The organism is Pseudonocardia sp. Ae505_Ps2 (genome assembly GCF_001932425.1).
GTDB lineage: Bacteria > Actinomycetota > Actinomycetes > Mycobacteriales > Pseudonocardiaceae > Pseudonocardia.
Map to the genome: position 1 here is coordinate 4,561,171 of NZ_MCIP01000001.1, position 24,221 is coordinate 4,585,391.

Genomic DNA, 24,221 nt, shown 5'->3' on the forward strand with positions numbered 1-24,221 from the left:
ACCGGTCAGCACCGTCGACGTGACACGGTCCTGACAGTGGGTCCAGACTGGGCCGGTGAGCGTGCACCCCACCCACCCCGTCCCCGCCCTCGACGACGCGCTGACCGCGCGCGCCGTCGACCGTGTGCGCCGCTGGACCGCGCGCACCGGCACCTCCCCGTCCACCGGCGCCGGCCGCGGTACCGACCCGACGCAGCGGCTGGCCGCGTTGATGCACGACCCCGCAGGCGTCGACTTCACCCTGCGCTTCGTCGACCGCGTCGCCCGTCCCGCCGACGACCGGGTTGCGGCCCGCGAGCTGGCCCGGCTCGCCGGGGCGGGCGCCGCACTGCCGGCGTTCGTCGCCGGTACCGACCGGCTGCTGCTGCGGGCCGGCGGCCGGCTGGCGACGGCGCTGCCGCACGTCGTCGTGCCCGCGGCGCGGTCGCGGCTGCGCAGCCTGGTCGGGCACCTGATCGTCGACGCCGGCGGGCGGGGCCTGGACCGGCGGCTCGCCGCGGCCCGCCGCGACGGACACCGGCTGAACCTCAACCTGCTCGGCGAGGCGGTCCTCGGCCGCGACGAGGCCGACCGTCGCCTCGCCCGCACGATCGCGCTGGTGCGCCGGCCTGGCGTGGACCACGTCTCGGTGAAGGCGTCCTCGGTCGTCGCGCAGCTCGTGCCGTGGGACCTCGGGGGCAGCCGGGACCTGCTCGTGGACCGGCTGCTGCCGCTCTACCGGGCCGCCCGCGAGCACGGCGTGTTCGTGAACCTCGACATGGAGGAGTACAAGGACCTCCATCTGACCATCGCGCTGTTCACGACGCTGCTGGCACGCCCGGAGTTCCACGACCTGCCCGCCGGCATCGTCCTGCAGGCCTACCTGCCCGACTCCGTCGCCGCGCTCGACGAGCTCGGGGAGTTCGCCACCCGCCGCGCCGCCGCGGGCGGAGCCCCGATCAAGGTGCGTCTGGTGAAGGGCGCGAACCTGGCCATGGAACGGGTCGACGCCGAGCTGCACGACTGGCCGCAGGCCCCCTACGCCACCAAGGCCGAGGTCGACGCCAACTACGTCCGGCTCCTCGACCGCGGCATCGGCGGCCCGCACGCCGACGGGATGCGCCTGGGCATCGCGTCGCACCACCTCCACCACGTCGCGCTCGCGCTGGAACTGGCCGAGGCCCGCGGTGTCCGGCCCCAGCTGGACCTGGAGATGCTGCAGGGCATGGCCCCCGCGTTCGCCGACGCCGTCGCGGGTGACCTGCCGGAGTCCGGGCCGGGCTCGCAGCTGGTGCTCTACACCCCCGTCGTGCACCGCGGTGACTTCGACACCGCGGTGTCCTACCTGGTCCGGCGGCTGGAGGAGAACGCCTCGCCGGAGGGATACCTGTACACACTTTTCGCCCCCGACTCCGGCGGCCCAGCGAGCTACCAGGAGCGGTTCCTCGCCTCGGTGCGCGACCGCGACGCCGTCGCCGCCACCCCGCGCCGCACCCAGGACCGCACCGTGTCCGCGCCGGTCGGTACCGACGGCCCGCTGCCGGGGGACCCCGTGCCGCGCGGGTTCCGCGCCGAGCCCGACACCGACCCGTCGCTTCCCGCGAACCGCGAGTGGGCCCGCCGCGCCGCGACGACCGTCGTCGCGCGCTCGGAGGTCCCGGTCGTCACCGACCCGGCCGCGGTCGACGCCGCGGTCGAGCGCGCCCGCACCTGCGGCTGGCGCGAGGTCCCCGCCGCGGAGCGGGCCGCGACGCTGCGCCGCGCCGCCCGCGCACTGGCCGCAGCCCGCGGGACGCTGCTGTCGGTGATGCTGCACGAGGCGGGCAAGACCGTCGCCGAGGCCGATCCCGAGATCTCCGAGGCCGTCGACTTCGCCGCCTACTACGCCGAGCGCGCTGCCGAGCTCGACGGCGCCGCGTTCACCCCGGACCGGGTCGTCGCGGTGACCCCGCCCTGGAACTTCCCGGTCGCGATCCCGCTCGGTGGCTGCCTGGCCGCGCTCGCCGCCGGCGCCCCGGTGCTGCTCAAGCCCGCCCCGCAGGTCCGCGCGTGCGCCGAGGCAGGGGTGGCCGCGCTGCACCGCGGCGGGATCCCGCGCGACGCGCTGGCGCTGCTGCCCACCGACGAGGCCGACGCCGGACGCCGGCTCGTCACCCACCCCGCGATCGACCGGGTCGTGCTGACCGGCTCCTCGGAGACCGCCGCGCTGTTCCGGTCCTGGCGGCCGGACCTGAACCTCCTCGCGGAGACCAGCGGCAAGAACGCGCTGGTCATCACCCCCGCCGCCGACCCGGACCTCGCCGTCGCCGACCTCGTGCGCTCGGCGTTCGGCCACGCCGGGCAGAAGTGCTCCGCGGCGGCGCTGGCCATCCTGGTCGGTCCGGCCGCGACCGGCTCGGCCGTCGGGAGGCGGCTGCGCCGTCAGCTCGTCGACGCCGTCAGCACCCTGCGCGTCGGCCCCGGCACCGACCTCGCGACGACCATGGGCCCGCTGATCGAGGCGCCCTCGGCGAAGCTGCACCGCGCGCTCACCACGCTGGAGCCGGGGGAGCGGTGGCTGGTGCGCCCACGCCGGGTCTCCGAGACGGTGTGGACGCCGGGCGTGCGGGCCTGGGTCTCGCCGGGCAGCTGGTTCCACCGCACCGAGTGCTTCGGCCCGGTGCTCGGCCTGATGGCCGCCCGCGACCTCGACGAGGCGATCGCCTGGCAGAACGACACCGGCTTCGGTCTCACCGGCGGCATCCACTCCCTCGACGACGACGAGATCGCGCACTGGCTCGACCGCGTCGAGGTCGGCAACGCCTACGTCAACCGGCACATCACCGGCGCGATCGTGCAGCGCCAGTCCTTCGGCGGCTGGAAGGGCTCGGTGCTGGGCCCGGGCGCCAAGCCCGGCGGACCGAACTACGTCGCCCAGTTCGGCACCTGGCACGACGGCGACCTCCCCGCACCGGGCCCGACCTCCGGCCCGGCCGCCGACCGCGTGCTGGCCGCCGCGGCCGACCTGGACCCGGCCGCCCGCGACCGTCTCGCCCGCGCCGCCGCCGCCGACGCCCGCGCGTGGGACACCGAGTTCGGGGTCGAGCACGACCCGACCGGGCTGGCCGCGGAGTCCAACGTGTTCCGCTACCGGCCCGCCCCGTCGGCGACGCTGTGGTGCGGCACCGGCACCGCCCGCGCCGACGTCCTGCGGGTGCTGCTCGCCGCGGCCACGGCGGGGGTGCCGGTACGGCTGCACGGGCCGGGGATCCCGCCGGGCGAGGTCCCCGGCGGGGTGTACGGCGGCGACGGCCTCGTCCCCGTCGCGGGCGAGCGGATCCGGGCCCTGGGCACCGTGCCCGAGGGTCTGCGGGCGGCCGCCGCCGAGGTGGGCGCCTCCGTCGTGGACACCCCGGTGGTGCTCGACGGCCGCCGGGAGATGCTCACCGTGCTGCGCGAGCAGGCGGTCAGTCGCACCCGGCACCGGTTCGGCCACCTCGAACGGTGAACGATGGCGGACGCGACGCCGCCGTGGTTACGGTGCGTCCATGGTGGTGCGTGCTCGTGATGTCATGACCGAACGCGTCGTCACGATCTGGGCGGACGCACCGCTGGCGCGGGCGCAGGAGCGGATGGCCGAGTCCCGGTTCTCCGCCCTGCCCGTCGTCGACCGCCGGTTCTCCCTGGTCGGGGTGATCTCGCTGGTGGACGTGCTGCGGCACCGCGACGACCCGCACGCCGTCGTCGGCGACGCGATGACCGAGCAGGTCGTGTCGGTGCTCCCGACGACGAACGTCTCGATCGTCGCGCACCGGATGCGCGTCTACGGCGAGCTGCGGCTCGTCCCGGTCGTCGACAAGGGAGTCCTGGTCGGCGTGATCACCCGCAGCGACCTGCTGCGGCACCGGCACTCCGGGGGACGGCTGCGGCGCACCGCCCGCCGGATCGGCGGTGTCCTCCCGGTCGCACCGCTGCCCGAGGCGATGGCCCCGCGCGGGGCCGGCCGGGTCGGCGGCCGGCCGACGTCGTCGCTGCGGGTCTCGGACGTGATGACCGACGGCGGGCTGGTCGCGATCCCGCCGGAGCTGGCCCTCGACGAGACCGCCGAGGTCCTGCTGTCCTACCGGTTCACCGCCGTCCCGGTCGTCGACGACCGGGACCACCTGCTCGGCATCGTCTCCGAGGCCGACCTCATGCACGGCTCCCTGGACGGGGGCCGGCGGCTGCGGGCCCGCACCGTGTCGGAGGTGATGACCCGCGACGTCGAGACGGTGCAGCCGGACGACCCGCTCACCGACGCCGAGGACCTGCTGTCCCGGCGCGGGTTCCGGGTCGTCCCGGTCGTCGACGCCGACGACGTGCTGGTCGGGGTGCTCAGCCGCAGCGACCTGCTCTGACCCGCGGTCAGGCCCCCGCCACCGGGGCGGTGGGCGCGGCCGGTGTGGCCGGTGCGCGGACGGCGTCGCACTCCTGGGCTGCCTTGGTGACCAGCGCCGAGAACGCCACCGGGTCCGCCAGCGACTGCGCCGGCAGCGCCCCGAAGTCCAGGTACTTCTGCAGACAGGCCAGCTGCGCGGCCTGGTCGGCCGGGGTCAGCGGCGGCTCGGTGGGCGGGGCGGGCTGCGCCGACGCGGTCCCGGCGGTCACGGCGGCCAGTGCGAGTGCGGCGGCGACGGCGCCTGCCGCGGTGGTGGCGGCACGCAGGGCGGTCCTCACGATGTGCTCGCTTCCTGCGCCGGGAACCGGCGCGGTCGGGGTCCTACCGCCCTCCGCGTGGCGTCCCGGCCCGGCCGGTGTCCGCGGTGCGACGATCGTGCGGCCCCGCGGCCACCCGGCGCGCCCCGACGAGGGCGGATCGACCCGGAGGTGTGACCCCCGGTCGGGGTGGGCGTGGGATCGTGGCGGGGTGCCCCACGACCACACCCCCGCCCGCGAGCTGCTGTGCACGTGGTCCCGCCGGATGGTCCGCGACGGCCTGGTCGTCGGCACCTCGGGGAACCTGTCGCTGCGCACCGGCGACCTGATCGCGGTCACCCCGTCCGGAGTGGACTACGAGACGATGACCGCGGCGGACGTCGTGCTCGTCGACGGGGCGGGCACGGTCGTCGCGGGCACCCGGGAGCCGACCAGCGAGCTGGGGCTGCACGTGGCCGCGCAGGCCCGGCCGGGGACGGGCGCCGTCGTCCACACCCACTCCCCGGCGGCGGTCGCCCTGTCGACGCTGTCCGACCACGTCCCGGCCGTGCACTACCAGCTCGCGATGTTCGGCGAGGGCGTGCGGGTGTCGGAGTACGCGCCGTTCGGTAGCCGCGAGCTGGTCGACAACGCACTCGCCGCGCTGGGGGAGTCCACCGCCGTCGTCCTCGGCAACCACGGCACGCTCGTGCTCGGCGAGACCCTCGGTGCCGCCTACGACGGCGCCCGCCAGCTGGAGTGGCTCTGCGACGTCTGGCTGCGCGCCCGCGCCGTCGGCGAGCCGCGGCTGCTGCCCGACGCCGAGATCAGCGCGGTGCGCCGGCGGTTCGCCGCCCAGCGGGCGAGGGTGCGGGCGACGACCCCGGCCCCCACGCCCGCTCCTCGGTGACGATCGCGGTCACCAGGTCGAACGGCGTCACGTCGAACGCCGGGTTGTAGACCGGGGTCCCGGGCAGGGTGAGCAGGGTGCCGCCGTGCTCGCGGACCTCGTCGGCTCCCCGCTGCTCGACGACGATGTCCGCGCCGGTCGGGGTGTGCGGGTCGATCGTCTCCTCCGGCGCGACCACCAGGAACGGGACCCCGGACCGGGCCGCGGCGCAGGCCAGCATGTAGGTCCCGATCTTGTTCGCGACGTCGCCGTTGGCCGCGATCCGGTCGGCCCCGACGAACACCGCGTCGACCAGTCCCGAGGCGATCGCCGCGGGGCCCGCCGAGTCGACGCACAGCCGGTGCGGCGCCCCGGCCGCGGCGAGCTCCCACACGGTCAGCCGCGCGCCCTGCAGCAGCGGGCGCGTCTCGCACGCCAGCACCTCGGCCAGCGCGCCGCGCTCGTGGAGCCGCAGGATCGCCCCCAGCGCGGTGCCGCCGTCGCCGGTGGCCAGCGGGCCGGTGTTGCACACGGTCAGCGCCCGCAGTGGGCGGTCCGGGCACAGCTCCTGCGCCAGGTCCGCGGCCCGGTCGGTCGCCGCGGCGTTGACCCGGGCGGCCTCCGCAGCCACGGCCCGTGCCCGTGCCAGCACCGCGGCCGGTCCGCCGTCGAGCGCCTCCAGGGCGCTCGCGACCCCCAGTCCCAGCGGGACGGCGGTGGGCCGGGCGACCGCGATCCGCTCGGCCGCGGCCCGTACCGCGGCGACGGCGACCGGCGTCGCGGTGCCGTGCAGGTGCGCGGCCAGCGCGACCCCGTAGGCGCCGGTGATGCCCAGGCTCGGGGCGCCGCGCACGGCCAGCGACCGGATCGCCTCGATCAGCTCGTCGACGGTGCGCAGGTACAGGTGCCGGGTCGCGGCGGGCAGCGCGCGCTGGTCCAGCAGGACCACCGTCGGGCCGCCCTCGTCGTCGCCGGCCCAGTCCACGATCCGCATCCGCCCGCACCCCCCGGGCATCCGCCCTCGGGTGCCCGGCAGAACCTATCGCGGTGCCGGAGACGGCCGGGGCCGACTGCGGCCCCGGTCACGGCGGGCACTCACCGTCCGGGCGGGGCCACCCGGTAGACCGCACCGGCGTCGTCGTCGGTCACGTAGACCGCTCCGTCCGGCCCGGCGACGGCCGCGACCGGCCGGCCCCAGCGCGCTCCCGACGGGTCCTGGAACCCGCCGACCAGGGTCTGCTGCGCGCCCAGGGCACCGTCCCGCCACGGGAAGAACGACACCTCCGGTGCCCGCGGCGGGTCCGCGTTCCAGGAGCCGTGCACCCCGGCCAGCGCTCCGGCCGCGTACGGCGCGGGCAGTACGCCCTCGGTGAAGGACAGCCCCAGCGGAGCCGAGTGCGCCGGGAACGACTGCTCCATCGGGGCCAGCGCCGCACAGTCCATCGCGCGCCCGCCGGGGTTGAGCTCGGCGTCGGCGACCAGTGCGACGTCGGTGAAGTCCTGCGCGGACCCCGCGACACCCGGGTCGGTGTCCGGATCCGGGTTGCAGAACGGCCAGCCCAGCTCGCGGCCCGGGGTGAGCCGGGCCAGCGGCTCGGCCGGGTGGTCGGTCACGTAGGCGTCGACGACCTTCCCGAAGGACGAGCCGGTGTCGTCGCCGTAGGGCCGGTCGTAGGGGTAGGGCACGTTGTCGCGGCCGTTCACCGCGGTCCAGACCGAGCCGTCGGGGGCGGTGGCCCGCCCGGTGCCGTTGCGGACGCCGGTCGCGAACGGCGCGGCGGGCCCGCCGGTGGGCGGCATCCGCAGGATCGACGCGCGCGGGGGAGTGGCGTCGCGGTCGGCGACCGAGATGTTGCCGGTCGAGCCGACCGAGACGTAGACCGCGCCGTCCGGGCCGACGGTGACCGACTTCAGCTCGTGGCCGTAGGCGCCGCGCAGGTCGGGGGAGTTGGCGTCGGGCAGGCCGGGGACGACGACCCGCCGCCCGGTCGCCGCGCCGCCGGCCCAGGTGAAGGCGGACACCTGGTTCGACTCGGCGACATAGAGGGTCGTGCCGTCCGGGGAGAACGCCAGCCCGTGCGGCTGGGTGAGCCCGGTCAGCAGCGGCCGCTGCGCACCGGTGCGCGACAGCGCCAGCACCCGGCCGTCGTCGGGCACCGAGACGAGCAGCTCACCGTCGGGGCTCCACACGGCCAGCCGGGCGTTCGGGACGCGGGCGAACACCGACATCGTCCAGCCGGCCGGGACGAGTGCGTCGCGGGGTTCGTCGAACGGGGCGGTCGCGGCCCCGGGCGGCACCGACACCGGGACCGGCACCAGGCCCGCACCCGCCGCGGCGACCGGGGCCTCGGCGCCGGACAACGCGTTGGTCACCGGGTTGGGGCCGGTGTCGCAGGCGGCGAGCAGGGGCAGCGTGACCAGGGCGGCCAGCCAGGGGGCGATCCGCATGAACCCGACGCTACGGCCGGAACGGGTCCGTCGCGCGGCGGGGCGCGCGGCCGCCGGACGAGCCCGGACCCGGCCGACCGGGCCCGGGCCCGACCGGCCCGGGCCCGGGCTACCGGGTGCCGGCGCGGGTGTCGCCGGGGATGCCGGCCTGCTGTCCCGCCCGGGCGAGGTGGTCCAGGGCCAGCGTCGCGAACGCGGCGGGCACCTCGATCTGGGGCATGTGCCCCACCCGGCCGAACACGTGCGTCGTGACCTGCGGGAGCCGGCTCGCCGCCCGCAGCTGGGCCGCGGGCAGGATCAGGTCCCGCTCGCCCCACACGACCAGCGTCGGCTTCGGCGCGCGGGCGAACGCGTCGAGCAGCGCCCGCCGCCAGCCCGGGCGGACGCCGCGGACGGTGCCCAGCTCGGCCGCGACCTCGGCGAAGGTCTGCGCGAACTCCGGCCGCCGCGCGATCTCCACGGCGCGGGCGACCCGCTCGTCGGTGACCAGGGAGCCGTCGACGAACAGGGACCGCTCCGAGCGTCGGGCGGCCGCGGCGTCGAGGTGGCCCAGCAGGAACCGGCCGAGCAGCGGCACCCCGATGACCCGCAGCGCGGGCGTCACCTCGGCCCCGAACCCGGCCGGGTCGGCCAGCACCAGCGAGACGACGCGCTCCGGGTGCCGGGTGGAGATCAGCAGCGCGACGGCGCCGCCGAGCGAGTTGCCCATGACGTGCGCCGGCCGGGTCTCGCCGAGCGCGTCGAGGGTGGCGAGCGCGGTGTCGGCGAGCTTCTCCAGCGTCGCCGGGCCGGGCACCCGGTCGGAGTGACCGAACCCGGCCAGGTCGACCGCGACCACCCGGTACCGGGACAGGAACTCGTGCTGCGGGTCCCAGTCCTCGAGGCTCCGGCCGATCCCGTGCAGCAGCAGGACCGGCTCACCGGCCGGGTCACCGGACTCGCGGACCCGGATCCGGGTGCCCCCGACGTCGACGAAGCGGGGCTGCGGGACGGTCATCGCGCCCCCGCCGATCGCGCCGACTTCGCCGCCTTCGCGTTCCCCGAGGCACCGACGATCTTCGCGAAGATCCGGATGCTGTTCGCCGGGGCGAGCCGGGCCAGCAGGTCCGGGACCTTGGCGCTGATCCCGATGAGCAGCCGCGGGCGGCGCTTCTCGATGGCGTCGACGATCAGCTCGGCGGCCTTCTCGGCGGGGAAGGTCAGCAGCTTCTCGAAGTCCTTCTTCCCCCGCTCGGCCTCCTCGGCCGGGATGTTCACCCCGACCCGGGCGCTCGCGGCGATCCCGGTCCGGATGCCGCCCGGGTGCACCGTGGTGACGCTCGCGCCGACCTGGGCGAGCTCGGCGCGCAGCGCCTCGGAGAAGCCGCGGATCGCGAACTTCGACGACGAGTACGCCGACTGCCCCGGCGGGGCGATCAGCCCGAACAGGCTGGACACGTTGACCACGTGCGCGCCGGGGCGCGCGGTCAGCGCGGGCAGCAGGGCGTGGGTCAGCCGCACCGGGGCGCGGAAGTTGACATCCATGACCCAGTCGAACTCGTCGAGGGTCAGCCGGGCGAAGTCCCCGCCGAGCGCGACGCCGGCGTTGTTCACCAGCAGCCTGATCTCCGGGTGACCGGCCAGGATCCGGGCCGCCAGCGCGTCGACGGCCTCGCGGTCGGCCAGGTCGACGGTCTCGGTGGTCACCGACAGGCCGGGGTGCTTCGCGCGGATCGCGGCGGCGACGGTGTCGAGCCGGTCGCCGTCGCGGTCGACGAGCACGAGGTCGCTGCCGCGTTCGCCCAGGAGCTTCGCGACGTGCTCGCCCATGCCACCGGCGGCGCCGGTCACGACGGCGGTGCCCTCGGCGAAACGGAACGGTGAGCGGGCCATCAGGAAGCCACCTCCTGCTGTGCGGCAGCCGGGGCGGCGGTGCCGGATCCGGTGCCGGTCGTGGCGTCGGCGGCGATGCCGGCCGCGGTCGGGGTGGGGACGCGGGCCTCGCGGGCGCCCAGCGCCGAGGCGGGGGTGAGGATCATGTCCCGCTTGAGGTCGGCCCGGCCGAGCCCGACGGCGTCGAGGAAGAAGTTCTGGTGCAGCCGCCACGGGTCCTTGCGGCCCTGGCGGGGGAACAGGTGCTCGGAGCGCTTCACGTAGTTCGACTCGATGTCGAGCAGCGGGCGGTCCGGCGAGACGGTCGGGGCCGGGGTGGCGATCGCGATCCGCTCGCGGTCCATCAGCGCCAGCAGCTTCGGCACGTAGCGGGCGACGAGGTCGGCGCGCAGCGTCCAGGACGCGTTGATGTAGCCGATGCAGAACGCCAGGTTCGGGATGCCCGAGAGCATCAGGCCGCGGTAGGTGACGGTCTTGCCGATGTCCACCTGCTCGCCGTCGACGTGGATCGTGATGCCGCCCAGCGGGCTCAGCGACAGCCCGGTCGCCGACACGATCACGTCGGCCTCCAGCTCCTCGCCGGAGCGCAGCCGGATGCCGTTGGCGGTGATCCGGTCGATGTGGTCGGTGACGACCGAGGCGTCCCCACGGTTGATCGACTTGTAGAAGTCGCCCTCCGGGATGACGCACAGGCGCTGGTCCCACGGGTCGTAGCTCGGGGTGAAGTGCTGGTCGACGTAGGCCTCGTCCTTGAGGAACTTCAGGGCGAGCCCGCGCAGGACCTTCTTCACCCGCTCCGGGCGGCGCCGGGCGAGCTGGTAGAACGCCTGGGTCAGCGTCACGTACTGCAGGCGCAGGATGGCGTGCGCGAGCTTCGCGGGCAGGAAGCGGCGGAGCTGGTCGGCGACCGGGTCCTTGCTGGGCAGCACCGTCAGGTACGACGGCGAGCGCTGCAGCATGGTGACGTGCCCGGCCCGGGCGGCCAGCGACGGGATCAGGGTGACGGCGGTGGCGCCGGAGCCGATGACGACGACCTTCTTGCCGGTGTAGTCCAGGTCCTCCGGCCAGAACTGCGGGTGCACCCAGGTGCCGGCGAAGTCCTCCCGGCCCGGGAACTCGGGCTGGAAGCCCCGGTCGTAGTCGTAGTAGCCCGAGCACATGAACAGGAACGAGCACGTGTAGCGCTTCGGGCCGTCGGCGGTGGTGGTCTCGACGGTCCACCGCGCGGTGGTGGAGTCCCAGGAGGCGTCGACGACCTTCGTGCCGAACCGGATCCGCTCGGTCACGCCGTACTCGCGGGCGGTCTCGGTGATGTAGCGGCGGATGTCGGCGCCGTCGGCGATCGACTTCGGCTCGCGCCACGGCCGGAACGGGTAGGCCAGGGTGAACATGTCCGAGTCCGAGCGGATGCCCGGGTAGCGGAACAGGTCCCAGGTGCCGCCGATGTTCTCGCGGCCCTCCAGGATCACGTAGTCCTTGCCGGGCAGCTCCTGGTGCAGCCGGGCCGCCGCACCGATACCGGAGAGCCCGGCCCCCACGATGATCACGTCGCGGTGCTCGACGGCGGTGCCGTCCGGAGCGGGTGTCGTACCGGCCTGGGTCATGTGGTCCTCCTCATCGGGCGCGTCCGCGCTGACTACCTCTGTCGACCGGGGTCCAGTGTGCCCCAAACCTACCCGGAGTAACTTGACCTGGCGCGACAACAACTTACCCTCGGGCGACATGGGAACCGGATCACTCACCCGGGCGAGGGCGTTGCGCGGGTTCGTCGCGCTGGTCGGGGAGCTGGGCGGCGACGGCGCCGAGCTCTTCGCCCGGTTCCGGATCCCGATCGACGCCGTCGAGGGCAACGACCCGGACGCACTGGTCCCGACCCGCTCGGTCGCCAGGGTGCTGGAGACCGCCGCCGCCGAGCTGGGCTGCGGCGACCTCGGGCTGCGCCTCGCGCAGCGGCAGGGCCCGGAGATCCTCGGCCCGCTGGCCGTCGCCGTCGAGGCGTCCCCGACGCTGGGGGCCGCCCTGGACTGCGCCTCGCGCTACCTCTACGTGCACAGCCCGGTGCTGACCGTCGGCGCGGTGCCCGACCCGGAGGGCGTGCCGGGGGTGACCGGCGTGGCGTACGGCAGCACCGAGCCGCTCCCGCCGCAGGTCGCCGACCTCGGCACGGGGGTGCTGCACCGGATCGTGAGCCTGCTGGCCGGCGGGCCCTACGGCCTGCGCTCGGTGCACCTGCCGCACGAGGCACCGCCTGCCCCGGAGCGGTTCCGCGAGTTCTTCGGGGCCGAGGTCCGCTTCGACCGGCCGGCCGCGGTCCTGCGGGTGCCCGGCGACCTGCTGCGAAGGCCGGTGGCCGGCGGGGACGAGACCGTCCGGGCCATCGCGATCGAGTACCTGGAGACCCATTTCGCGCGCCCAGGCCGCACCGTCACCGACCGGGTGCGAGCCGCGGTCGACCGGTCGCTGGGCACCGGGCCGGTGCGCATCGGCTCGGTGGCCCGGCTGCTGCGGGTGCACCCACGGACCCTGCAACGCCACCTCGCGGCCGAGGGCACGACCTTCGAGACCGTCGTCGACGAGGCGCGTCGGGACACCGCCGAGCGGCTCATCCTGCGGACCGACCTGCCGTTCACCCAGGTCGCGGCCATGGTGGGGCTGGCCGAGCAGTCCGCGCTGTCGCGGGCGGCGCGGCGCTGGTTCGGCGAGTCGCCCCGCGCACTGCGCCGGGCCGGCCCGGGCGGGCTGCCGGCGCCCCCGGTGCCGGCCGCCCACGGGTGACCATCATCCGCGGGGGTGGCAGGGTGCTCACCACGGTCGCCCGACGATGGGCCCGACGAAGGGGGTACGCGTGTCCGACGCGGTGCTGCTCACCCGGCTCGACGGCCCGGTGCTCACCCTCACCCTGAACCGCCCGCACCGGCGCAACGCGATCGACCGGGCGCTGTGGGACGCCCTCGGCGAGGCGCTGCACCGGGCCACCGTCGACGAGGCGGTCCGCGCGGTCGTCGTCACCGGCGCCGGTGGTGCCTTCTGCGGCGGCGCCGACCTCGACCCGGCTGCCCGCGGGGCGGACGCCGAGCACCCGACCCGGCTGATGCGGCGGATCAACGACGTCGCGCTGGCGCTGCACGAGCTGCCGGTGCCGTCCGTCGCGGTCGTCGACGGTGTCGCCGTCGGTGCCGGGTGGAACCTCGCGCTGGGCTGCGACCTCGTCGTCGCCACCCCCGCGGCGCGGTTCTCCCAGATCTTCGCCCGCCGCGGCCTGTCGGTGGACTTCGGCGGGACCTGGCTGCTGCCCCGGCTGGTGGGGATGCAGCAGGCCAAGCGGCTCGCGCTGCTCGCCGAGACGATCGGCGCCGAGGAGGCGCACGCGCTCGGCCTGGTGACCTGGGTCGTCGACGGCGACGAGCTGCCCGCGTTCGTCGCCGACATCGCCGGCCGGCTCGCGGACGGACCGCCGGTCGCGCTGGCCAGGGACAAAGCGATGCTGCACGCCGCGACCCGGTCGTCGTTCGCCGAGGCACTCGACGCCGAGGCCACCTCGCAGGCGATCAACTTCGTCACCGACGCCCCCGAGGGGATCGCCGCGTTCGTCGAGCGCCGCGACGCCGGGTTCGACGGGCGGTGGCGGTTCGAGCGGACCTAACGCGCCCGCAGCGCGTAGCGGCGCTCGGCGTAGTCGAGGTCGTCGCGCCACAGCTTCGTGGCGGCCGCGGCCATCGCCGGGCGGATCGCCGGGGCGAGCCGGGTCGCCACCGCGAAACCGGGCCGGTCCGACCCGGCGACGACGGCCTCGATCACCGCGGTGCGCGGCCGCCCGTCGGGGCCGGGGCCGAGCGGGGTCGCGTGGGTCTCGACGACCGACCCGACACCCTCGCCCTCCACGATCCGCATGACCACGGTGCGCGGCTCCGGGCACACGAACTCCGCCCGCACCGGCACACCGAGCCCCGGCCCGACCTTGAAGGTGACGCTCACGAGGAACCGGTCGTCGTCGGGGGCGACGTCGGTGACGGCGGGCGCGGAGTCCACCGTCAGCCGCTGGAACGAGTACGGGTGGAACCAGGCGCCGTGCCACGGGTCGAGCCGGTTGGCGACGATGTCCTCCGGCTCGCACACCCCGGTCAGCGTGGTGACGGCGTCGAGCACCGCGCCGGCCGGTCGGGCCGGGACGACGGGGGCGTCGGTCGGCTCCTCGCCGCCGAGGTCGTCGAGCCGCACCCAGACCAGGACCCCGTCGTCGTGGACGGGCAGCACCGCCCAGCCCGGGCCGGACCGTGCGCCCAGGCGCAGCCCGTGCCAGCGGCACACCAGCTCGCCGCAGTCGACGGCGGCCAGCGCCATCGGCGCACCGAGGTGCGGGCAGGCGCCGGGACCCACCCGGACCGTGCCGTCCTCCTCCCGCCACGCGACGAGCTCGGTCCCGCCGACCCGGACGCCGTGCGGCCGGTCGCGGCGGATCTCGCGGCTCGCGGCGACGACGAACCAGTTCCCCGACGGACGTGCCTGCGCCCGCTCCAGCGCGGCCGAGATCAGCTTCGGGTCCGCGCCGGCGTAGGTCGGCTTCTGCGCCGCCCACCGCTGCGACGGCAGCGGCTGCAGCGGCCAGTGGGACGGCCAGTTCTCGGTGAGCCGGGAGAGCAGGGTCATGGCGTGGTGTCCTTCGGAGGTCAGGTGCGCATCGCGTACTCGGCGGCGCGCCGCAGCGGGCCGAGGCGGCCGCTGGTGGGGACGGTCTCGAGGGGGTGGCCGGCCAGACCCCAGCCGGCGAGCAGCCGGTTCGCCGCCTGCCAGCCTGTGCTCGCCGCCCGCTCCATGAGCGCGACGGGCAGGTCGATCCGGATGCCGTCGCCGGCCAGCACCAGGCCGTCGACGGGGGTGGCGACCGTGGGCCGCCGCGCGAAGTCGCCGATGCCGAGCATCGGGCAGTCCGCCCGCCACTGCACCAGCTCGCCGACCACCCCGGCACCCGCGGTCTCGGGGTAGAGCTCGTGCAGCCGGGCGACCGTGCGACGGCGCAGCTCGGCGGTCCAGGCGTCCTCGCCCGTGCCCGTCGGCGGCGCCGCGGAGTAGGCGTGGAGCTCCACGACGGACCCGCCGTGGTGGGCCGCCCAGCCCGCGGCGTCGCGCTCGTAGCGGTCCAGCACGGAGATGTTGTCGAGCGGGTCGAGCCCGCCGGTGCCGAGGAACGGCGGGCGGGCGGCGTCGACGGGCCGGTCGAGCCACAGCCGTTGCACGAGGAACGGCGGGGCGCTGCCCAGCGCGGCGACGTCGGCGCGCCAGCGGGCGAGCGCGTCCGGCCCGTCGACGGCCGAGACGGGGTCGCCCAGACCGGGGGAGGCGGCGACGATGTCGCGCAACCCGCGCACGTCCGGGGCCAGCACGACCGCGTCCGCCTCGCTGCTGCCGCCGGTGCCGCCGCCGTCGTGATGATTCACGTGGAACCGTCCACTGCCGACACCGTCCGCCGGGGAGCGTCCTGCCGGGGATCGTTCGACCGAGGAGACCGTGACCCCGGTCCGGAACGTGACGCCGCGGGTGGTCAGGTAGTGGCGCAGCGGTTCCCACAGCGCGGTGTCGAAGCCCGCGTCGGGCACGTCGAACATCAGGCCCTCGGAGGAGCCGAGGAAGTAGATGTGGAACATCGTCGCGAGCTCGGCGGCCGACATGGTCGAGGGCGGTGCGAAGAAGCTGCGGGAGAACACCTCGAACGCCAGGTGCCGGGCCGCGGGCGGGAAGTTGATCGACTCGACGAAGCTCTGCGCGTCGACGTGGTCGATCGCCTCGTAGATGCCGGGCACGCTGACCGCGGCCAGCGGCGCGGCGGCGCGGGCGTCGAGGCGCAGCAGGTCCGACGGGCGGAAGGTGGGGCTGCGCAGGGCGAACAGCACCGCGTTCCACGGCGGGGTGCGCGGCAGTCCGCGGAAGGTGTCCCGGCGCCCGTCGGCGTCGACGAGCGGGTAGTCCTCCAGGGGCACCAGCCGCTCCAGCCCGGGGTCGCCCCGGCGCAGCAGCGCGCGCAGGTTGTAGTACTGGCGGAAGAACGCGTGGAAGCCGCGGCTCATCGACACCGGGGTGCCGTCGGGCAGCGGCTCCGACCAGCCGCCGACCCGCCCGCCCAGGTAGGGCTCGCGCTCCAGCAGCTCGACGACGACCCCGCGCTCGGCGAGCCCGGTCGCCGCGGCCAGCCCGGCGATCCCGCCGCCGACGACGACCACCCGCGGTCGCCGCCCCAGCTGCCCGGCGTCGCCGAGGCCGCCGGCGGGCTCGTGGCGGACCCGGCGCGGGTCGGTCGGGCGGGCGGTCACGACCGCGTCCCGAGCACGGTGTGCACGACGCCGTTCTGCCAGCCGGTCATGGTCTCGGAGTGCACGGCGTCGAACCCGGCGCCGCGGACCCGGTCGCGCAGGCGGCCGATGCCGTCGAAGGTGTTCACGCTGCGCCACAGATGCCGGTACAGCGCGGTCTCACCGGTGGTCATCCGGCCGAGCGGCACGATGATCCCCCAGCAGACCGCGTGCCAGGACAGCCGGGCGCGGGGCGAGTCGGCCACCGAGTACTCGTGCAGCGCGAGCACCCCACCGGGGCGCAGCAGGTCGTGGAAGCGGCGCAGCTGGGCGTCCGGGTCGTCCAGGTTGCGCAGCAGGTAGGCGGCGAGGATCCCGTCGAACGGGCCCTCGACCCCGTTCTCGGCGAGGGCCTCGGCGGTGGAGTGCACGAACCGCACCGACGCCGGCCACGGCTTGGTGCGGGCGCGCTCCAGCATCCCGGCCGAGGCGTCGACGGCGACGATCTCGGCGCGCGGGGCGACCCCGAGCAGTGCCGCGGTGGAGGCCCCGGTGCCGCAGCCCGCGTCGAGCAGCCGCAGTCCGGCGCCGTCCCGGGGCAGCCGCATCCGGGCCGCGGAGGCGCGCAGGTGGTCGTGGTAGCCGGGGTTCATCCCGACCAGCCGGTCGTAGTCGGCTGCGCCGTCGTCGAAGTGCGACGGCACCTGCTCGCGCGGCAGACCCGCACGGCCGACGGTTCCGGGGCGGGCGGGGCGGGACGGGGAACGGTCGGCCATGTCCGCGAGCCTAGGACCGCCCACGGCGCCCGGCGCGTCGGGTCGCATCCTGGTGCACCGCAGCCGTTCGCGGGGCGGGCCCGGTCAGGAGACCCGGTCGGCGCAGCGCACGGCCATCCCCCGCAGCACCGCGGCGACGTCGTCGCCGAGCAGCCCGCCGTCGACCGCACCGTCCACCAGCCGCAGCGCGCCCTGCACCCGGGTGGCGATGAGCTCCTCGATGCGGCGGCGGGCGCCGGTGGACTCGATCGCGACCCGCGCCGCGGCGACGTCGACCGGACCGTCGGTCTCGTCGGAGCCGTGCAGCAACGCGTCGAGTGTGTCCCGGGTGGCCGGCCCGGCGACCTCGCGGGCCAGCACGACCAGGCTGGTGGCCTTGCGCTCGGCCAGGTCGTCGCCCGCGGTCTTGCCGGTGGCGTCGGTGCCGAACACGCCCAGCACGTCGTCGCGCATCTGGAAGGCCTCGCCGACCATCGTCCCGTAGTCGCCGAGGGCGGTGAGCAGCTCCGGCCCGGCGCCCGCCATCGCGGCACCGAGCTCCAGCGGGCGGCGCACGGTGTAGTTGCCGGACTTGCGACGCAGCACGTCCATCACCTCGTCGAGGGTGGGGACGCGGCGGGCCTCGTTGAGCAGGTCGGCGAACTGGCCGACGGCCAGCTCGGAGCGCATCTCGTCGTAGCGTGGCCAGCCGCGGTCCAGCGCGGCGCGCGGCAGCCCGCTCTCGCGCATCGCCTGCTCGGCCCAGACCAGGCACAGGTCGCCCAGCAGGACCGCGCCGGACTCGCCGAACCGCTCCGCGGAGCCGGACATGCCCTGGCCGCGATGCCAGGAAGCGAGCTGGACGTGCACCGTCGGCCGGCCGCGACGCAGCTGCGAGCGGTCCATGACGTCGTCCTGCAGCAGCGCGAACGCGTGCAGCAGCTCCAGCCCGGACACCGCGGCCAGCGCGGCGGGGGAGTCCGGGGCGGCGGCCCGCCAGCCCAGGTAGCCGAACATCGAGCGCAGGTACTTGCCGCGACCGACGAAGTCGCTCAGCACCCCGGTCACGACGTCCGCCCCGCGCATCGAGTGGACGTGCTCGGCGCAGCGACGGCGCACCGTCTCCGCGACCTGCTCACGGACCCGGTCGCGGATCTCCTCCGCCCAGCCCGGATGGGTGGGACGAGCTCGGGGCGCCCGGGCTGTCTGGTCTGCACGGAGGTGGTCTTCACAGAGCCGGTCTGCACGGACGTGGTCGTCACCGACGTGCTCTTCACGGACGTCACGCGGCCTCCCGTCGGGTCGCCTGGGGTGGTGGGCGGCCGGACGTCGGCGTCCGGACCCGGTCGGGAGCCGAGGGCGCCGCCGGGCCGGGTCCTGTCGAGGGTATGGGGGGTACCGTCATCGCGCGCGCCGAACCGGACGGACCACCCCGGTAGTGTTCGGACGGACGCGTCCGCATGGTTCGGGTGACCCCCGTCACCGACCCGGGCCGGTCAGCCGGCGCGGAGGAACGACCACGCGGCCAGCCACACCGATCCGGCGACCAGCGCCATCGCCCCGGGCACGTGCACGACCAGGCCCGGGATGCTCCCGAACCACGCCTGGACGAAGGTGAACGCGAAGACCGCGACGGCGAGCACGGACGGCCACCACGACCCGGCCGTGACGACCCGCAGCCACACCGCGGCCGCCGCGGCGAGCCCGGTGACGACGTGCAGCACGATCGCCCCGGCGCCGTGCGGACCGACGTCGCCGCCGGTGAACAGGCCGGCGGCTGTCACGAACTGCCAGGCCAGGACCACGACCGAGGCGGTGGCGAGCACCCGCAGGGCCAGGACGGGCGTGGAGCGGACGGCGTCGGGTGCGGCGTGGCGGTGTGGGACGGTCATTCTTCCAGTCTGCCGAACCGGCCGCAGGTGTACGAACCGGGCGTTCACGCCATCGCAGGTGCGAGTGCCCGCACGCCCACGACGGCCGACCACGCCGGGAGGAAGTGCCGCGCCGGGTCGAGCGCCCGGACGCCGGTGACCGGCACGAAGTGGTGGTCCACGAACGCGCGCAGCGCCGCGGAGTGGCCGCACGGGCCCGGCACGTACGCCACGTCGTCACGCCAGCCGCACTCGCAGGCCGCGCGGTAGGCGACGGCCGGTGCGCGACGCGCGTCGGCCCAGATCCCCGTCGCGCGACCGTCGGCGGTGTCCGCGCTGACGAAACCCTCGTGGTCGTCCGACCCGGGGATCTCCACCGGTCCGATGTAGAGCACGTCGGTGATCCTCCCCGGGAGCCGGACGTGCGCAACGCCGGGGGGCCGGGAGGGCGCCCCGGTTCGCCCGGCGGTCGCCGACCGGTCCCGCGTGGCAGGCTGGACCGGTGACGGACGACGCTCGGGGCGAGGCGGTGCTGGGCGCGGCGACCGACGCGGCCCGCCGGGAGTTCGGTGACGACCTGGTGGCGGCCTACACCCTCGGCAGCCTCGCGCACGGAGGGTTCACCCCCGCGGTCAGCGACGTCGACCTGGCCCTGGTGCTGTCGGAGACCGGCGGCGGCACGGCGTCGCGGGTGCACGACGTCGTCGCCGCGGCGCGGGACGCCGCCGCGGGCACCGACGGGCTGGCCGAGCGGCTCTCGGTGTTCTGGGCCGACCCGCACACCGTCCGCCACGGCCCCGGTGACCGGCCGGCCCGGCTGCCCGCCGTCGACCGGCTCGACCTGCTCGACTCCGGGGTGCTGCGCCACGGCACCGACGTGCGTGACGGCGCCGTGCGACCCACCCACGACGAGCTGGTCCGCGGCTCGGCCGGGTTCCTCGTCGAGCGGGTCGACGACGCCTGGCTCGCCGGGATCGCCGACCCGGCGGCACTGCTGTCCCGCGGGCCGCGGGCGGTCACCAAGACGGTGCTGTTCCCCGTCCGGTTCCTGCACACCCTCACGACCGGGGAGATCGGCCGCAACGACGCCGCCGTCGCGTCCTACGACGGCGAGCACGGCGCTCTGGTGACCGCGGCCCTGCGGTGGCGCGGCGGGACGCTCGGCGACCGGGTCGCCGCCTGGTCGCTGCTGACCGACCACCTGGCGGGGCTCTACCGGGAGTGCGTCGACGCCCACCTCGCGGCGCTGCCCGATGCCGACCCCGTCGTCGCCGGGCTGCGGGCCCTGCGCGACGCCGTGGCGCTTGTCGGTGCTCCACGGGCCGTGCCGAGGGGCCGGCTCGGTGCTTCGCCGGCCGTGCCGAGGGGCCGGCTCAGTGCTTCGCCGGCCGTGCCGAGGAGCCGGCTCAGTGCTTCGCCGGCTTCCGCCCCACGAACGCCCCGATCCCCGTGACCGCACGCCCCACGACCAGGGTGTTGATCTCCTTGGTGCCCTCGTAGGAGTAGAGGGCCTCGGCGTCGTTGAAGAAGCGGCCGACCTTGTTCTCCAGCAGGATGCCGTTGCCGCCGAACACCTCCCGGGCCCGCGCGACGGCGTCGCGCAGCATGATCGTCGCCTGCCGCTTGGCCAGGGCCGCCTGCTCGTCGCGGAAGGTGCCGTCGTCCTGCATCTGCGCGACCTTGACCGCCATCCCGAGCGAGGCCACGACGTCGCCCAGGATCGACACGAGATGGTCCTGCACCAGCTGGAACGACGCGATCGGCTGCCCGAACTGGACGCGCTCGACGGCGTAGTCGCGGGCCAGCTCGTACACCCCGGCCATCGCGCCGACCGCGTTCCAGGCGACCCCGCCGCGGGTCACCCGCAGCACCCGGTTGGTGTCGCGGAAGGACTCCGCGCCCGGCAGCCGGTTCGCCTCGGGCACCCGCACACCGTCGAAGGTGAGGTCGGCGTTCTGCACCGAGCGCAGTGCGAGCTTGCCCTCCATCTTCGTCGCGGTGAAGCCGGGCATGTCCTTCTCGACGACGAAGCCCTTCACCGGGCCGCCGGTGGGGTCGTCGGTCACGTCGCGCGCCCACACGACCACCAGGTCGGCGAAGGTGCCGTTGCCGATCCAGCGCTTCGCGCCGTCGATCACCCACACCGCGTCGGCGCCGTCCCCCTCGCGCCGCGCGGTGGTCTCCAGCCCGCCCGCGACGTCGGAACCGCCGTGCGGCTCGGACAGCGCGAACGCCCCGATCAGCTCCATCCGCCGCATGGCGGGGAGCCAGCGCTGCTTCTGCTCCTCCGAGCCGCACAGGTCGATCGAGGTGAGCGCGAGCCCGGCGTGCACGCCGAAGAAGGTCGCCATCGAGGGGTCGACGCGGGACAGCTCCATCGACACGAACGACGTGAGCAGCCGCGAGTACGCGGGCCGGTCCGGCCACTCCCGGGCCAGGCCGACGACGTCGAGCTCGGCGAAGCCGGGGATGAGCTCGTACGGGAACTCGGCGCGGTCCCAGTAGTCGTCGGCGATCGGGGCGATCCGGGTCTCGGCGAACTCGCGGACCCGGGCGAGGATCTCCCGCTCCTGCGGGCCGAGCAGGTCGACGTAGCCGAAGAGGTCGGCGGGCAGAGGTGCGGTCATGACTGCTCCAGAATGTCGTCGAGGGCGGCGAGCACGGCGGTCTCGGCGCGGTCGCGTCCGGTGGTCAGTGCCTCGCGGCTGGGGCCGTAGGCGTCCTCGGTGGCGCTGCTGATCGCCTCGACGGTGTCGGCGTCGAGTGCGGGGTTCCCCAGGTCGGCCCAGCGGCGCGCCATGCCCGGGCCGAGGTGCTCGAGCAGGTGGCGCAGGCCGCCGTCACCGCCGCCGAGGTGGAAGGACAGGAACGGCCCGCCGGTCGCCCAGCGCGGGCCGAGCGCCCCGGTGACGACGCGGTCGAGCTCGGCGGGGGAGACCACGCCGTCGCGGACCAGGGACACGGCCTCGCGGAACAGCGCCGACTGGAGCCGGTTCCCGACGAAGCCGTACACCTCCTTGTGGATCTCGACCGGGTCCTTGCCGACGCCGCGCAGGAACACCGCGGCCCGCTCGACGGCGTCCCGCCCGGTCCGCCGCCCGGCGACGAGCTCGACGAGCGGCAGCACGTGCGGCGGGTTGAACGGGTGCGCCACCAGCAGCCGCGCGGCGGCGTCGTCGGGCAGCTCGGCGGCGATGTCGCTGGGCAGGATCCCGGAGGTGGAGCTGAGCAGCAGCGCCCCGGCAGGGGCGTGCGCCGCCACCGTCGCCCAGATCTCCCGCTTGACCGCCAGGTCCTCCGGGCCCTGCTCCTGGACGACGTCGGCGCCCGCGACGGCGACGGCGAGGTCGGGCTCGCACACGACCCGGTCGAGCAGGTCCGGCGAGCCGAAGCGCGCCACCCCGGTCTCGACGACGTCGGCCAGGTCCGGCCGCGGGTCGGTGACGACGACGTCGTGCCCGGCCGCGGCCAGCAGCACCGTCCAGGAGACGCCGATCGTGCCGGCGCCGATCTCGGTGATCCTCATGTCAGCGCTCCAGGTAGTCGTGCACGGTCTCGACCGGCGCCAGGGTGAGGTCGGTGAGCACGTGCGATGCGGAGACGACCTCGCGCACCGGCAGGTCCGCCAGCGGTGCGAGGACGTGGTGGAACAGCTGCAGCCGCGCCGGGCCGGTGAAGGCGCGCTTCACGGTCAGGTCGGTGATCCGGGTGCGGACCAGGCGGGCGTCGACCGGGCCGGAGCGGCCGGGGACGAGCTTGACCATGAACGTCGGGACGCCGATCTGCGCGGCGGCCTCGGCCGGGTCGAGCGGGGCGTGCTGGTAGGCCATCGTGGCGACGGCGACCGGCAGCGACCCCTTGTGCAGGGTCCCGACCAGCGCGCCGTCCTCCACGGCCAGCCTCGGGGTGCCGAACGCCTTGGGATAGGCGCTCTGCTCGCGCCCGGCGAAGGTGGCCGGCGAGTTGTCCAGCCACATCCCGTGCAGGTACTCGCCCTGCTCGCCGTCGAAGGAACAGGCCAGCGCCTGACCGGACTCGGTGTAGGGGCCGAACCCGTCGACGTCGCCCATGTGCATGACCTCGAACCGGACCAGCGGGTCACCGGCCACCAGCGGCTCGGGCAGGGCGTGGCGGAACGCGTCGGGGTCGGTGCGGTAGACGACGTTGAGGTACTCGCGGTCGGTGAACCGGTGTGCCCCGGGCGGGAACGCCGGCGCGGTGAGCGGGGTGGTCCCGGCGGCGAGGACGTCGGCGGCCCTCATCGGACCAACACCCCCTCGGCGACGAGCGCGTCGATCTCGTCCTCGGTGCGCCCCAGCTCGCGCAGCACCGCGGCGCCGTCGGCACCGAGCGCGGGGGCGGGGGTGCGCATCCCGGCCGGGGTGGCCGAGAGCCGGACCGGGAAGCCGATCGAGCGGTAGCGGCCCTCGGTGGGGTGCTCGGCCTCGGTCAGCAGGCCGCCGGAGGTGACGTACGGGTCGGTCTCGGCGTCGTCGACGGCGAGCACCGGCGCGAACGGGATCGAGTGCTCGGCGCAGAGCGCCGCCCACTCGTCGGTGGTGCGCTGCGGGGCGAGCTCGCCGATCAGTGCGTACAGCTCGGGCTGGTGCGCCGCCATCGCCGGCGAGGTGGCGAACCGCTCGTCGGCGGCCAGGTCCTCACGGCCGGCCGCGGCGAAGAAGTCCGCGATGTTGCGCGGGGTGTAGGGCAGGATGCACGCCCAGCCGTCCTTCGTCGCGACGGCCTCGTGCCCGGCCGCCATCGACCGGTTGAACCCGGTCGGGCCCTCCGCGGGCACGAAGGTGTGCCCGGACAGGTGCTCCACCAGGTTGAACGCGAGCAGCGTGTCGGTCATCGGGACCTCGACCAGCTGCCCCTCACCGGTGGCCCGCTGATGGATCACCGCGGCCAGCGTGGAGTAGGCGATGGTCAGCGCGCACACCTTGTCCGCGAGGATCGTCGGCGCGTACGACGGGGTGCCGGTCGCCCGCCGCATCAGGTCCACCATCCCCGAGGACGCCTGCACGATCTCGTCGTAGGCGGCCCGGTCGGCCAGCTCGGAGTCGCTGCGGAAGCCCTGCGCCCGCACCTGAACCAGACGCGGGAAGCGTTCGGCGACCCGCCCGGGATCGAGCCCGAGCCGCTCCAGCGCACCGGGGCGCATGTTCGTGACGAGCACGTCGGCGGTGTCGAGCAGATCGTCGAGCACGGCCCGCCCGGCGTCGGTCTTGAGGTCGAGGGCGACCGAGCGCTTGTTGCGGTTCACGTTCAGCGCGAGCGCACCCATGCCGGGGTGGCGCTGGGGCAGCGTCCGGCGGGTCATGTCCCCGGCCGGCGGCTCGATCTTGATCACCTCCGCGCCCAGGTCACCCAGGATCTGGCAGGCGTAGGGGCCCATGACCACCGAGGCCAGGTCGATCACCCGCAGCCCGTCCAGTGCGCCACCCATGTCGTGCTCCCTCCGGTCGGT

22 protein-coding genes are annotated in these 24,221 nt (G+C 75.5%); 6 read left to right on the forward strand and 16 right to left on the reverse strand.

The window, feature by feature from the left end; all coding sequences use genetic code 11:
- Positions 1-55: 55 nt before the first annotated feature.
- Both Ae505Ps2_RS21400 and Ae505Ps2_RS21405 read left to right on the forward strand, forming a co-directional pair.
- Positions 56-3,466 carry a bifunctional proline dehydrogenase/L-glutamate gamma-semialdehyde dehydrogenase gene (locus Ae505Ps2_RS21400; RefSeq protein WP_075553924.1) on the forward strand — a complete coding sequence of 1,137 codons (3,411 nt, stop codon included), beginning with the start codon at positions 56-58 and terminating at the stop codon, positions 3,464-3,466.
- A 40-nt stretch (positions 3,467-3,506) separates the two neighbouring features.
- Positions 3,507-4,355 (forward strand): CBS domain-containing protein, encoded by an 849-nt coding sequence (locus Ae505Ps2_RS21405; RefSeq protein ID WP_084786373.1) that lies wholly within the window; start codon positions 3,507-3,509, stop codon positions 4,353-4,355.
- A gap of 7 nt (positions 4,356-4,362) precedes the next feature.
- Here the strand turns inward: Ae505Ps2_RS21405 and Ae505Ps2_RS21410 are convergent, their stop codons facing one another.
- Positions 4,363-4,674, reverse strand: coding sequence for a hypothetical protein (locus tag Ae505Ps2_RS21410; RefSeq protein ID WP_075306557.1), 312 nt, complete (start codon positions 4,672-4,674; stop codon positions 4,363-4,365).
- Between the two features lie 190 nt (positions 4,675-4,864).
- Between Ae505Ps2_RS21410 and Ae505Ps2_RS21415 the strand changes: the two genes are divergently transcribed.
- Complete coding sequence (locus Ae505Ps2_RS21415; RefSeq protein ID WP_075306556.1) at positions 4,865-5,542, forward strand: class II aldolase/adducin family protein; 678 nt, start codon at positions 4,865-4,867, stop codon at positions 5,540-5,542.
- Here the strand turns inward: Ae505Ps2_RS21415 and mtnA are convergent.
- From mtnA to Ae505Ps2_RS21440, 5 genes are all read right to left on the reverse strand, one after another.
- Positions 5,460-6,515, reverse strand: a complete 1,056-nt coding sequence (mtnA, locus tag Ae505Ps2_RS21420) for an S-methyl-5-thioribose-1-phosphate isomerase (RefSeq protein WP_083695889.1) — start codon at positions 6,513-6,515, stop codon at positions 5,460-5,462. The genes Ae505Ps2_RS21415 and mtnA overlap by 83 nt on opposite strands.
- A 101-nt stretch (positions 6,516-6,616) precedes the next feature.
- A complete protein-coding gene (locus Ae505Ps2_RS21425; protein WP_075553926.1) occupies positions 6,617-7,969 on the reverse strand; it encodes an SMP-30/gluconolactonase/LRE family protein in 1,353 nt (450 codons plus the stop codon).
- A 109-nt stretch (positions 7,970-8,078) separates the two neighbouring features.
- Positions 8,079-8,966 carry an alpha/beta fold hydrolase gene (locus Ae505Ps2_RS21430; protein WP_075306554.1) on the reverse strand — a complete coding sequence of 296 codons (888 nt, stop codon included), beginning with the start codon at positions 8,964-8,966 and terminating at the stop codon, positions 8,079-8,081.
- Positions 8,963-9,841: an SDR family NAD(P)-dependent oxidoreductase gene (locus Ae505Ps2_RS21435; protein WP_075553927.1), complete on the reverse strand. Its 879-nt coding sequence runs from the start codon at positions 9,839-9,841 to the stop codon at positions 8,963-8,965. Before Ae505Ps2_RS21435 ends, Ae505Ps2_RS21430 begins: the two co-directional genes overlap by 4 nt.
- Positions 9,841-11,445, reverse strand: coding sequence for an NAD(P)/FAD-dependent oxidoreductase (locus tag Ae505Ps2_RS21440; protein WP_075306552.1), 1,605 nt, complete (start codon positions 11,443-11,445; stop codon positions 9,841-9,843). Before Ae505Ps2_RS21440 ends, Ae505Ps2_RS21435 begins: the two co-directional genes overlap by 1 nt.
- A gap of 118 nt (positions 11,446-11,563) precedes the next feature.
- On the opposite strand from Ae505Ps2_RS21440, the gene Ae505Ps2_RS21445 reads away from it, so the two are divergent.
- Positions 11,564-12,616, forward strand: a complete 1,053-nt coding sequence (locus Ae505Ps2_RS21445) for an AraC family transcriptional regulator ligand-binding domain-containing protein (protein ID WP_075306551.1) — start codon at positions 11,564-11,566, stop codon at positions 12,614-12,616.
- 70 nt (positions 12,617-12,686) lie between these two features.
- On the forward strand, positions 12,687-13,484 hold the full coding sequence (locus tag Ae505Ps2_RS21450) for an enoyl-CoA hydratase-related protein (RefSeq protein WP_249265316.1): 798 nt from the start codon (positions 12,687-12,689) through the stop codon (positions 13,482-13,484).
- On the opposite strand, the gene Ae505Ps2_RS21455 is transcribed toward Ae505Ps2_RS21450, so the two are convergent.
- The 6 genes from Ae505Ps2_RS21455 to Ae505Ps2_RS21485 all read right to left on the reverse strand — a co-directional run bounded on the left by Ae505Ps2_RS21455 (position 13,481) and on the right by Ae505Ps2_RS21485 (position 19,146).
- On the reverse strand, positions 13,481-14,488 hold the full coding sequence (locus Ae505Ps2_RS21455; protein WP_020622461.1) for a DUF5914 domain-containing protein: 1,008 nt from the start codon (positions 14,486-14,488) through the stop codon (positions 13,481-13,483). The two genes, Ae505Ps2_RS21450 and Ae505Ps2_RS21455, sit on opposite strands and share 4 nt — an antisense overlap.
- Positions 14,489-14,508: 20 nt before the next feature.
- Positions 14,509-16,146: an FAD-dependent oxidoreductase gene (locus Ae505Ps2_RS21460; protein WP_075553928.1), complete on the reverse strand. Its 1,638-nt coding sequence runs from the start codon at positions 16,144-16,146 to the stop codon at positions 14,509-14,511.
- Positions 16,143-16,901, reverse strand: coding sequence for a class I SAM-dependent methyltransferase (locus Ae505Ps2_RS21465; RefSeq protein ID WP_083702343.1), 759 nt, complete (start codon positions 16,899-16,901; stop codon positions 16,143-16,145). The genes Ae505Ps2_RS21460 and Ae505Ps2_RS21465 overlap by 4 nt, the downstream gene beginning before the upstream one ends.
- 84 nt (positions 16,902-16,985) lie before the next feature.
- Entirely contained in the window at positions 16,986-17,999 is a 1,014-nt protein-coding gene (locus tag Ae505Ps2_RS21470; RefSeq protein ID WP_249265317.1) for a polyprenyl synthetase family protein, read from the reverse strand.
- A 377-nt stretch (positions 18,000-18,376) separates the two neighbouring features.
- A complete protein-coding gene (locus Ae505Ps2_RS21480; RefSeq protein WP_075306548.1) occupies positions 18,377-18,772 on the reverse strand; it encodes a hypothetical protein in 396 nt (131 codons plus the stop codon).
- A 44-nt stretch (positions 18,773-18,816) separates the two neighbouring features.
- Positions 18,817-19,146 (reverse strand): hypothetical protein, encoded by a 330-nt coding sequence (locus Ae505Ps2_RS21485; RefSeq protein ID WP_020626529.1) that lies wholly within the window; start codon positions 19,144-19,146, stop codon positions 18,817-18,819.
- Between the two features lie 107 nt (positions 19,147-19,253).
- Here Ae505Ps2_RS21485 and Ae505Ps2_RS21490 point away from each other — a divergent pair, with 107 nt between their 5' ends.
- Positions 19,254-20,204, forward strand: coding sequence for a hypothetical protein (locus tag Ae505Ps2_RS21490; RefSeq protein WP_075553930.1), 951 nt, complete (start codon positions 19,254-19,256; stop codon positions 20,202-20,204).
- On the opposite strand, the gene Ae505Ps2_RS21495 is transcribed toward Ae505Ps2_RS21490, so the two are convergent.
- Genes Ae505Ps2_RS21495 through Ae505Ps2_RS21510 form a run of 4 tightly spaced genes read right to left on the reverse strand, consistent with a single transcriptional unit; the run spans position 20,158 to position 24,200 of the window.
- Complete coding sequence (locus Ae505Ps2_RS21495) at positions 20,158-21,378, reverse strand: acyl-CoA dehydrogenase family protein (RefSeq protein WP_075306546.1); 1,221 nt, start codon at positions 21,376-21,378, stop codon at positions 20,158-20,160. The genes Ae505Ps2_RS21490 and Ae505Ps2_RS21495 overlap by 47 nt on opposite strands.
- Positions 21,375-22,277, reverse strand: coding sequence for a 3-hydroxyacyl-CoA dehydrogenase NAD-binding domain-containing protein (locus Ae505Ps2_RS21500; RefSeq protein WP_075553931.1), 903 nt, complete (start codon positions 22,275-22,277; stop codon positions 21,375-21,377). The genes Ae505Ps2_RS21495 and Ae505Ps2_RS21500 overlap by 4 nt, the downstream gene beginning before the upstream one ends.
- Position 22,278: 1 nt before the next feature.
- Positions 22,279-23,013, reverse strand: coding sequence for an acetoacetate decarboxylase (locus Ae505Ps2_RS21505; RefSeq protein ID WP_075306544.1), 735 nt, complete (start codon positions 23,011-23,013; stop codon positions 22,279-22,281).
- Positions 23,010-24,200, reverse strand: coding sequence for a CoA transferase (locus Ae505Ps2_RS21510; protein ID WP_075553932.1), 1,191 nt, complete (start codon positions 24,198-24,200; stop codon positions 23,010-23,012). Before Ae505Ps2_RS21510 ends, Ae505Ps2_RS21505 begins: the two co-directional genes overlap by 4 nt.
- Between the last annotated feature and the right edge of the window lie 21 nt (positions 24,201-24,221).